Genomic DNA, 1,797 nt, shown 5'->3' with positions numbered 1-1,797 from the left:
CCGCCACGTACTGCTCCCGCACCTCGCGGTAGCGCATCAGCTCCGCCGCGACCGGGTCCAGGACCCTTGCCCGGCCGCACCCGGCCGCCGCCTCCCGCAACCGCCGTTCGGCCTCCTGCCCGTAGCGCCGGCCGGGTCCGCGCGCCGCGACCCCGCAGGCCCACTCGACCAGCGGGCCCCCGACGATCCCAGCCAGCATCACCAGCGCCGGTACCAGCAGCCCGGGCGGGAACACCCCCACGATCTGCCCGGCGAGCCACACGCCGCCGACGATCTGCACCAGCGTCATGGCCGCCTGCACCACCACCGCCGCGGGCCACCACGCGGGCCTGGGCGAGGTGCCCCGTTCCAGCTCCGCCCGGACCGCCAGCTCGTCCAGGGCCTCCGGCAACCCCTCCGCGCCGCGCACCGCGGCCTCCCGTACCGCCTGCGCCCAGGGGGCGGGCAGCCCGGTGGCCGCCTCCTCCGCGACCAGGCGCACCGCCTGCTCGACCCGCTGGCGGGCGGTCACCTCCTCCTCCGGAGGAGGAGCGGGCTGCGGCGACTCCCGGCCCGGGACGCGCATCCCCTCGTACCAGCGCCAGAGCCGCAGCCACGGGGTGCCGCAGGCGCGGCCGGCGTTGCGCCGCCACTCCCGTTCGGCGGCCTCCCCCGCGGCGGCTGCGCCCACGGCCGCGGCGAGGCGGTCGGTGAACGCCTCGCGGGCCCGCTCGTCGAGCCCCGCGCGGCCGTCCGCCACGTACACCGGTCGCAGGTCGGCGGCAGCCGCGTCCAGATCGGCCGCGACCCGGCGTTCCGGGGCGCCGCGCTCCTGCACGAACCGGCTGAGCAGGTCGCGCAGTTCTCCGACTCCCTGGCCGGTGAGGGCGGAGAGGGAGACCACGGTGGCGCCGGGTTCGCCGTGCTCGCCGAGTGCCATGCCGTCCTCGTCGAGGAGGCGGCGCAGATCGTCGAGCACCTGGTCGGCGGCGTCGCCGGGGAGCCGGTCCACCTGGTTCAGTACGACGAAGGTGACCTCGGCGTGCCCGGCCAGCGGTCGCAGGTACCGCTCGTGGAGTACGGCGTCCGCGTACTTCTCCGGGTCCACGACCCAGACGACCGCGTCGACGAGCGCCAGGACGCGGTCGGCCTGGCGGCGGTGTTCGACGACCGCCGAGTCGAGGTCGGGCAGGTCCACGAGGACCAGGCCCTGGAGGGCCTCGGCGTGCGGGTCGGTGGGCAGCGGTCTGCGCCGCAGCCTCCCCGGCAGCCCGAGCCGGTCCAGCAGTCCCGCCGCGCCGTCGGTCCAACTGCACGCGATGGGGGCGCCGGTGGTGGGGCGGCGCAGCCCCGTCTCGGAGATGTGCGTACCGGCGAGGGCGTTGAACAGGGTCGACTTGCCGCTGCCGGTGGCACCGGCGATGGCGACGACGGTGTGCCGAGCGGACAGCCGCTGCCGTGCGGCGGCCTCGTCGAGCACGCGTCCCGCCTCGGCGAGCGTCTTCCCGTCGAGCCGCGTCCGCGACAGCCCCACGAGCTCCCGCAACGCCTCCAGCCGTCCGCGCAGTTCGGCGCCGTAGGGGCCGCCGATGGGCACGTACGCCTCGACCGGCTCGGGTTCCTCGACGGGAACCAGGTCCTCGGCCGCTTCGTTGACGCGTCGGGCGATCAGCCCGTCGTCCCAGCCGGGCTCGGTCTCCGCGGCGGGGGCGGCCTGGGTGGCCTGCGCGGCCTGCGTGGAGTCGGCGCGGGCGCGGCGGCCCGGGGGACGACTCGGCCGCGGCGGGATGGCCGCGGGCGCGGGTGAGGGCGCCGCCG

General features: G+C 77.5%; 1 protein-coding gene. It reads right to left on the bottom strand.

All coding sequences use genetic code 11. The features are described 5' to 3' along the window. Positions 1–1,768 (bottom strand): GTPase (locus tag ACJA3G_RS36235; RefSeq protein WP_406557280.1); only part of this gene is annotated, 1,768 nt, incomplete at its 3' end. Positions 1,769–1,797 lie beyond the last annotated feature (29 nt).

This window comes from Streptomyces sp. YS-3 (genome assembly GCF_045257485.1).
GTDB lineage: Bacteria > Actinomycetota > Actinomycetes > Streptomycetales > Streptomycetaceae > Streptomyces.
Note: the sequence above shows the minus strand (reverse complement) of the source record. Positions and strands in the feature narration are given on the sequence as shown.